Source organism: Sphingobacterium sp. UBA3549, assembly GCF_002376635.1.
Taxonomy (GTDB): Bacteria; Bacteroidota; Bacteroidia; order Sphingobacteriales; family Sphingobacteriaceae; genus Sphingobacterium.
Map to the genome: position 1 here is coordinate 6,456 of NZ_DFOE01000031.1, position 9,310 is coordinate 15,765.

The window sequence follows — 9,310 nt, forward strand, 5'->3', positions numbered from 1 at the left end:
CAATGGCCGGTTCTTTTTAAGAAATTCAAAATACATTGCGGGGTGGAGCAGTTGGTAGCTCGTCGGGCTCATAACCCGAAGGTCACTAGTTCGAGTCTGGTCCCCGCTACTAAACGAAAAAGCTGAGATGAATATCTTGGCTTTTTTTATGCGCTACTAATCTATTGTAGCCATGGTATATCCTCCAGGGTAGGCGCACTTTCCTTTCATCTAATTTCCCATTGTTTGGTTGTCCACATTTATTTAAAGATCAATTTTTGATACAGCTTTATGCTTCTTCTTCGTGCACGTGTGATAGGTTGTATAATGCGTGTTTATGCAATCGTTTGTCCAATTGGCGCAATCGATTTCGTTGTTTGTAAATTTTGATATCCTACCATCTTACTTTAGTTTTAGCATTCATGTACCTAAATTTTGATTAGTAAGCTAATCAATTTTTAAACTAACTATAAAATATTATGATTTCAAAGATTCTTGAAAATCACAAGTTGAGTCTGTTATCAATAGCTTTACTCCTATCAAGTTCGCACAACTTGGCAAATGCTAATGATCTTCCAGTTGCGGGCCAAAATGTATTGTTGCATGGCGCTGTTTATCAACAAAAAGTGAATGGAAAAGTGCAGTCGACGGACGGCCCATTGGCTGGAGCAACTATTAGCGTTAAGGGGAGCGGTAAATCGACATCGGCAGGAGCAGATGGACGTTTTACAATAGATGCTAAAAATGGTGATGTACTGGTCATTACGAGTGTGGGGTATAAAGCACAAGAAGTGATAGTGACAGGACCGGTTGTCAATATCAATCTGGAGTCTAATAGTGAGGCACTCCAGGAAGTTGTTATTGTTGGTTATGGAACACAACAGAAAAAAGAAAGTTTGACTGGCGCTCTTCAGGCGGTTAAAGGAAACAAATTACGTGATGTCACTACGCCATCGGTTGAGAATATGCTGAATGGTAAGGCTGCCGGTGTATATGTTGCACCAGGAGCTGGTAAACCTGGATCAAATGGTGGTGTTGTGATTCGTGGTCAGGCAACCCTAAGCGGTACGACGAGTCCGTTGTGGGTTATTGACGGTGTTATCGTTGGCTCAAGCCCAGGTGATATCAATCCAGATGACATTGAATCATTGACTATACTAAAAGATGCTGCCTCAACATCTATTTATGGTTCTCAAGGTGCAAATGGTGTTGTTGTCGTTACAACAAAAAATCCTTCGGCTTCCAAAACAAGCATTAGCTTTTCTACAAAAATGGGTATCAACCAACTTTCCAATGGACACATGGAAATGATGGACGGGGCTGAACTTTATGACTACTTTGCTTCATTTTCGAATCCCGCTGATATCAAATTCCCACGTTGGAATTCGGACTTGCGCAATAGCAATTTTGATTGGTGGAAGCTGGCAACGAAGACTGGATTTGTTCAAAACCACAATTTATCCATTCAGGGAGGAAATGATAAACTACAGTCTTATTTGTCTTTAGGGTACTACAACGAAGCCGGTGCTGTAAAAGGGTATGATTACGATCGTTATAACTTTAGATTACGTACTAACTATAAGCCTTTTGACTGGTTGACCATCAAGCCATCTATTGCCGGTTCGAGACGTGCGGTAGATGATCGTCAATATGATGTCAATGCCATGTATGGAAACCTACCTTGGGATAGTCCATACGATGCAAATGGAAATTTAGTGCCACACCGTTATAGTGGCTGGGTCAATAATGCAAGCACGAATTACTTGTATGACTTGCAATGGAATCATAGTGCCAATACCAATTATGAATTTATGGGTAACTTAGATTTCGATGTCAAATTAACGGATTGGTTGACCTTCTCTTCTGTCAACAATTATCGCTACAATACGTATTCTGACAGTGGTTATCAAGATCCGCGATCAAACAGCGGTGAAAGTGTAATTGGGCGTGTGACGGATTACCGCATGGAGTTTGCGCGTCGTTATACCAACCAAATCTTGCGTTTCAACAAGACCTGGGATAAACATAGTCTGAATGGATTGGCTGCATACGAATTTAACGACTACTGGACAAAAACTTTAGATGCTTACGGAACGGGTATTGTCAATGGTTTCGAGGTATTGGATGTTGTTGCAAAGCCAGAACGTACGAAAGGCGGAATTTCCGAATGGGCAGTACAGTCATTCTTGTCGAATGCAAACTATGCATACGATAATAAATATCTGGCACAGGTGTCGTTCCGTCGAGATGGAGCATCCAATTTTGGTACCAATGCAAAATATGGAAACTTCTTTTCCGTTAGTGGTGGCTGGAATATCAATAAGGAAGAGTGGTTCAAGGCTGATTGGGTAGATAATTTGAAACTGCGGGCGGCTTATGGATCGGTAGGTAATAGACCAAGTTCATTATATCCGCAATATAGTCTTTACTCGGTGTCTGCATCATCAAGTTACAATGGTATACCAGGGGCATTAATTAGCCAAATCGGTAATAAAGATCTGACTTGGGAAAAAACCTACACAACTGGTTTTGGGGTTGATGCAGCCTTGTTTAAGAATAGATTGCGATTCAATGTTGATTATTATGACAAGAAGACTGATAATGTACTTTATCAAGTGCCAATCAGCGGTCTGACCGGTGTCACTTCTATCTGGAAAAATATTGGTAAGATGCAAAACCGGGGGATTGAATTGACCATTGGTGGCGACATCGTTCGAAATGACAATGTACATTGGAGCTTGGATGTTAATTTGAGTCACAATATGAATAAATTGACCGAGCTATTTGCGACAAAAGATGCCAATGGTAATCTAGTTTCAAAACCAATTATCGCAGGTGACGGATCGGGTATCGCTGGATCAGCGCAACGTCTGCTTCAACCTGGTTTTCCGGTAGATACCTATTACTTAAAAGAGTGGGCTGGTGTTAACGTAGATAATGGTTTGCCAATGTGGTATCGATACGAGACAGATGCCAATGGCAATGAAACAAGGACAACGACGTCGAACTATTCCAATGCAACCTTCCGTAATGTAGGAAAAGGAAATCCGGATCTTTTCGGCGGTTTCAGTACGGCTTTAAGTTATAAGCAGTTTGACCTGAATGCCGTGTTCGGTTTCTCCTTGGGCGGTAAATTATATAATTACTCGCGTCAGGAATTTGATTCGGATGGAACCTATACGGATCGTAACCAGATGAAGTTACAGGATGGTTGGAGCCGTTGGGAAAAACCTGGCGATGTTGCCACTCACCCGATTGCAAGATACGATAACCAAGATAAAGGCAATTCACCGTCAACACGCTTCTTGGAAAGTAACAATTTCTTAAAAATGAGATCCTTGACTTTGGGTTACAACTTCGATCTGAAAAAGTATAACATCAAAAATTTACGTGTATTCTTAGCTGGAGAGAATTTGTTTACGATTACAAACTACTCGGGTGTTGATCCGGAGCTTCCATTGACTGAACCAGATGGTAAAGGCGGGGGTGGTCAAATGATTCGATCTACAGGTGTTTCTGTATATCCTATGGTGCGTAAATACATGTTCGGCGCAAGCGTGACATTTTAATTTTAACGTTTAGAAAACCAATAATGAAAAAGATATTAATCGGACTTTTGATCGCAGCGGCAGTATCTTCCTGCGATATTGATCGTCTTCCTTATACTTCGATGGACGAAGAAAATATAGCAAGTAATCCTGATGCAATGGTAACAGGTACTTATGCGCAGTTAAAAGCTTGGTCTGATCCGATGCACCGTCTTGGTGAATATGCCGGTGATAATATGATGATCCGCGGGTCATCCACAGATGCGTTCTACGAATTTATCTCCTATGCAAGAACACCGAATAATTACCGTTTGCAGAACTTTTGGGATAGCGGTTATAAAGCGATTGCCCAATCGTCGAACCTGATCAAGATGTTTGCTGAAGGTCAGAGTCCAGAAATGGATAATAAGATAGGTGAATGTTACTATATCCGCGGGATGATGTATTTTTACCTTTGTCGCGCATTCGGGAAGCCTTACTACCAAAGTCCAGAAACAAATTTAGGCGTTCCGATTGTCAATGGTACACCTGAAGATGTTTTCAATGATTTGAATTTACCAGACCGTGCGTCTGTAAAAGATACTTACGCGCAAGCGATCAGTGATCTGAAAAAAGCAGAAGCTTTAATGACACTTGATAAAGGGGCAGCATATGCGTCTAAGGGTGCAGCGCAAGCTATGCTTTCTCGTATCTATCTGTATATGAGTGGTACGTATAAAAATCCAAATGCAGAATATGCACGTCTTTCTGTAGAATACGCAGACAAGGTGATTAATTCAGGTAAATATGTCCTATTGGCTCGTGAGCAATTCATGAAATACAATACCTTTAGACCAGAAGATAACAAAGAGACGATCTTTGCGGTGAAACGTGTTGCGTCTGAGTTCTCGGGCGATGATCATTATTATGGTATCGGTGGTATGTATTCCAATATTGGCGGTATGGGCTGGGGTGAGATGTATTCCAGTGCCAAGTACATTGATTTATTAAATGAAACTGGTCGCAATGACTGGAGACCTGATCATTATACGATTGTCGATGCGCGCGCAGCCTTTATTGAACCTACTTATTCAAAAGATGATGCCGGGAAATATTCGACGGTGTTTCGATTTATTAAGCAGGATGTGCCCCAAAAAGCAGGTGATCCGGTTACATTGAGTTATGTGCAGGCTCCTGTTACTATTAGCGGTAATACCGTTACTTGTAAAGATGGTGAAAATGTCTATACATTGACTGCTGTCAATGCTGCACAGCAAACCTATAAAATTTCGTATGCAGATGGTAAAACATATGTAGGTATGATTGATTATTATATTTCCTTAAACCGTGCTTATCCACAGTTTTATATTGTGAAGTGCTCACGTGAAGGCGAGGAATCACAGTTGCACTCACCAGTCATCAGCCGTTTAGGTGAAATTTATTTAAACCGAGCTGAGGCTAATGCAAAATTAGGTAATTATGGCGCTGCTTTAAATGATTTGAATACTATCAGAAATCGTTCTATTGTAAATGGTGGCTACGCATCGCTCGATGCAAGTAATGCATTTAAATTGATTGATAAAGAACGTCAACTGGAGCTGGCCTATCAGGCGGAACGCAGTTACGATGTTTTTCGTAACGGAGAACCTCTAAATAGAACATATCCTGGACCGCAGAAGCAGTTCGAAGATATTGCACCAACAGATTTTAGAGTAACCTATTTTATACCACAAGATGCGATAAACTCATATCCTGGTAAGTTGACACAGAATCCAACGTCTAATTAGAATTAGATGTATACGATCATTTAATCAATATAAATGGCTTTACTTCACGGTAAAGCCATTTTTGTTTTTGTGTCTCAATTATCCCTTTCGAATCCGTATCTTTGTTCCCTTAAGTATAATTTTAGCATAAAAGTGCCACCTGCTGTGATAGTGGGTGGATCAAATAAAATAAATATGGCAAATATTGTTGCAATTGTTGGTCGTCCAAACGTTGGTAAATCTACCTTATTCAATCGTCTTACAGAAAGTAGAAAAGCGATTGTCGATGACTTTAGTGGGGTGACGCGCGACCGTCATTATGAAACAGCCGAGTGGATCGGAAAGAGATTTACAGTAATTGATACAGGTGGTTTTGTACATGGTTCAGATGATGTCTTTGAAGAGGCAATCCGTGATCAGGTCTATATCGCTATTGAAGAAGCGTCTGTCGTGATCTTTATGGTAGATGTCACTACCGGAATTACCGATTTGGATGACGAAATCGCTGATATTCTGAGAAGAAGTTCCAAACCTGTTTATGTGGTAGCGAATAAAGTCGATCACGCAAAATTGCACCATGAATCGGCTGAGTTTTATGCCTTTGGATTAGGAGAGGTGTTCAATATTTCCTCAGCTACAGGATCGGGTACAGGAGAACTGTTGGATGCTGTTGTCTCTCATTTTGAAGAAGAGCAGGAAGAAGATGAAGCTTTACCTAAATATACGATTGTTGGTCGCCCAAATGTGGGTAAATCCTCTTTGACAAATGCATTGATCGGTAAAGATCGCAATATTGTTACGCCAATGGCTGGTACAACACGTGATTCAATCCGTATTCATTATAATCAATATGGACACAACTTTTTATTGATCGATACGGCAGGTCTTCGTCGCAAATCCAAAGTAAATGAAGATATCGAGTTTTATTCGGTCATGCGTACCATTAAAGCGTTGGAAGATTCTGATGTGACGATTTTAATGCTCGATGCACAAGATGGATTAGAGGCGCAGGACGTTAATATTTTCAACCTGGCAGAGAAAAACCGCAAAGGTATCGTGATCGTTGTCAACAAATGGGATTTGATCGAAAAAGATAATAAGACCATGAAGGCGTTCGAAGATCGCATCAAAGAAAAAATAGCGCCGTTTACTGATGTACCTATTGTTTTTACTTCGGTGACTGAAAAACAACGTGTTCTTAAGGTGTTGGAGGTTGCTGATAAGGTATATGCTAACAAAACAAAGAAAATTCCAACGTCCAAGCTGAATGAAGTGATGCTGGATATTATTGAAAACTATCCACCACCATCCTTAAAAGGCAAATACATCAAAATTAAATATGTAACACAATTGCCAGGAAGAACACCGATGTTTGCGTTCTTCTGTAATTTACCACAATATATCAAAGATCCATATAAGCGCTTTGTAGAGAATAAATTACGTGATAATTTTGACTTTACTGGTGTGCCAATTCAAATATACTTTAGACAAAAATAGCTTTCAAGCAGCGATTAGACATGGACCATAATCTCGTTTTATACAATACACTTTCGCGAACAAAAGAAAAATTCGAACCCATTCATGCCAATCTCGTTGGTATGTACGTCTGTGGCCCTACTGTATACAGTGATGTACATTTGGGTAACTGTCGGACATTCGTATCTTTTGATTTGATTTTTAGATACCTACGTCATCTTGGTTATAAAGTGCGTTATGTACGCAATATTACGGATGCGGGGCATTTGGAAGGCGATCGTGATGAGGGAGATGACAAATTTGCAAAAAAGGCAAAATTGGAACAGTTGGAGCCTATGGAAATTGTACAAAAGTATACGATAGGTTTTCACGACGTATTGCGTCTTTTTAATACCTTGCCGCCAAGTATTGAGCCTACGGCGACAGGGCATATTTGCGAGCAGATCGAGATGATCGAACAGATTATGGAGAATGGCTATGCTTATGAACGGAATGGTACCGTATATTTTGATGTTGAAAAATACGTTGAAACATATGATTACACGATATTGACCAATCGTAAATTAGAGGATATGCTCAATAACACCCGTGAATTGAGTGGTCAGGATGAGAAAAAGGGGCGTTTGGATTTTGCCTTGTGGATCAAAGCAAAACCCGAAACGATCATGCGTTGGCCCGCTCCTTGGAGCGTTGGCTTTCCGGGCTGGCATATCGAGTGTTCAGCCATGAGCAGAAAGTACCTGGGCGATCAGTTTGATATTCATGGTGGTGGAATGGATTTGGCTGCTACACATCATACCAATGAAATTGCACAGTCTGAAGCATGTAACCATACGAGTCCTGCAAAGTACTGGATGCATACCAATATGTTGACTGTAAATGGTGCCCGTATGTCTAAATCTGCTGGAAACGGATTCTTGCCGGGCGAGTTATTTACAGGAAATCACCCCTTACTGAATAGAGGATACTCGCCGATGGCTGTACGCTTCTTTATGCTACAGGCGCATTATAGAAGTACTTTGGATTTTTCAAACGAGGCACTGGATGCGGCCGACAAGGGTTATAAGCGTCTAATGACTGCTATAAGCCTCTTAGATAAATTGAAAGTATCGAAAGGTGCTGATTCATTTAATTTAGCGGAAATCCGCCGCAAGTGTTACGCCGCTATGGATGACGACTTTAATAGTCCAGTACTCATCGCCGAGCTGTTTGAAATTGTACGTATCATCAACTCAATTTATGATGGTAAAGCGAAAGTGTCGGCTGAAGGATTGGAAAACCTGAAAGTATTCATGAAAGAATTTGTCGAGAATATCCTCGGGCTTAGAAACGATCAGACATCCGCATCTGATGATATTGACGATGTCATGAATCTGGTTATTAAGCTACGTAATGAAGCAAAAGCAAATAAAGACTTCGTCACCTCAGATCGTATTCGTGATGAGCTTAATTCTATTGGAATTCAATTGAAAGATAGCAAAGAAGGAACACTTTGGAATAAGATTTGATAGATAAGAAATCGAATTTATACAAGAGGAATGCAATGGAATATTCTTATTGGGAAAACACGTTATCGGTGGAAACCAATGGATATTCCATATCACCTTTAAAAGAAAGATCATTTTGCATATGAATTTTTGGAATAGGCTATCCGTCGTCGCATTGATGAGTGTTGCTGGTACGACACTATATGCGCAGATACCTGAGAAAGTTGGAAGCCTATTGCAGGCCGATAAGGATGCTGCTGCCTTGGCGAAAGCGTCTACGCCGCACCAGGCGTTTCTTTCGATTATTGATAAAGAATCTACGTTTTATGTCCCATCGGCAGTAAATGCCTATAACTATCTGAATAATAGACCAAATATTCCCGATGTTTTAAATTGGCAGCCTACGTTTGCGTTGATTGCTAAAAGTCAGGAGTTTGGAGTGACTTCGGGGTCTATGGACTTTCAGAAAGTAGGTGCAAGATTGCGCCATGGAGAATACTTGACTGTTTGGAAACGCAACAAAAAAGGTAAGTGGCTCGTCGATATTCGTGCCGAAGTTGAAAATAATGGGAACGACGGTGAATTTGATTTAGAATATATCGAACCTACCGATTCATGGTATCTGAAACATCGTTCTAAAGTACGCTTAAATCAGCGGGAAGATATTGTTTTAGAAACAGACAAGTTAATGTCGACAGTATTGAAAGCAGACAACCCAACCGCTTATAGGGAATTTTTAAGTGAGGATGTACGGTTTTTGTTTCCCTGGACTAGTCCGATGGAAGGAAAGGCTACTATGATGGCCTATCTCAAAAAACAACGGATGACGATAGAGACAGTCCCCGAAGAAGTAAAACGTTCGTATAGTGGAGATTTTGCCTATACAAAAGGAACGGCAACGGTGAGACAGAAGGATAAAGTTGTCAAGTATAATTATATTCGCATTTGGCAACTCAGTGAATTGGCGAAAGATGATGTGAAGAAGGCCAATTGGAATATCCTGATTGAGATGATGTTTGAGAAATAATAACGCAGACTGCAAAATAAAAAGAGGCTGTCTCAAATTTATTGAGGC

General features: G+C 40.5%; 5 protein-coding genes and 1 tRNA gene. All 6 read left to right on the forward strand.

Annotated elements, in window-relative coordinates:
- Positions 1-36 precede the first annotated feature (36 nt).
- The 6 genes from B2W36_RS15600 to B2W36_RS15625 all read left to right on the forward strand — a co-directional run bounded on the left by B2W36_RS15600 (position 37) and on the right by B2W36_RS15625 (position 9,262).
- Positions 37-109 (forward strand) — tRNA-Met (locus tag B2W36_RS15600).
- Positions 110-458: 349 nt separating this feature from the next.
- The gene (locus B2W36_RS15605; protein ID WP_293888563.1) at positions 459-3,548 is read left to right on the forward strand and encodes a SusC/RagA family TonB-linked outer membrane protein; all 3,090 of its coding nucleotides are present in this window, start codon (positions 459-461) and stop codon (positions 3,546-3,548) included.
- Between the two features lie 23 nt (positions 3,549-3,571).
- On the forward strand, positions 3,572-5,293 hold the full coding sequence (locus B2W36_RS15610; protein ID WP_293888565.1) for a RagB/SusD family nutrient uptake outer membrane protein: 1,722 nt from the start codon (positions 3,572-3,574) through the stop codon (positions 5,291-5,293).
- A 174-nt stretch (positions 5,294-5,467) separates the two neighbouring features.
- Entirely contained in the window at positions 5,468-6,769 is a 1,302-nt protein-coding gene (der, locus tag B2W36_RS15615) for a ribosome biogenesis GTPase Der (protein ID WP_209580350.1), read from the forward strand.
- A gap of 20 nt (positions 6,770-6,789) precedes the next feature.
- Positions 6,790-8,256, forward strand: coding sequence for a cysteine--tRNA ligase (gene cysS, locus B2W36_RS15620; RefSeq protein ID WP_293888567.1), 1,467 nt, complete (start codon positions 6,790-6,792; stop codon positions 8,254-8,256).
- A gap of 121 nt (positions 8,257-8,377) precedes the next feature.
- A complete protein-coding gene (locus B2W36_RS15625; RefSeq protein WP_293888569.1) occupies positions 8,378-9,262 on the forward strand; it encodes a DUF4440 domain-containing protein in 885 nt (294 codons plus the stop codon).
- Positions 9,263-9,310 lie beyond the last annotated feature (48 nt).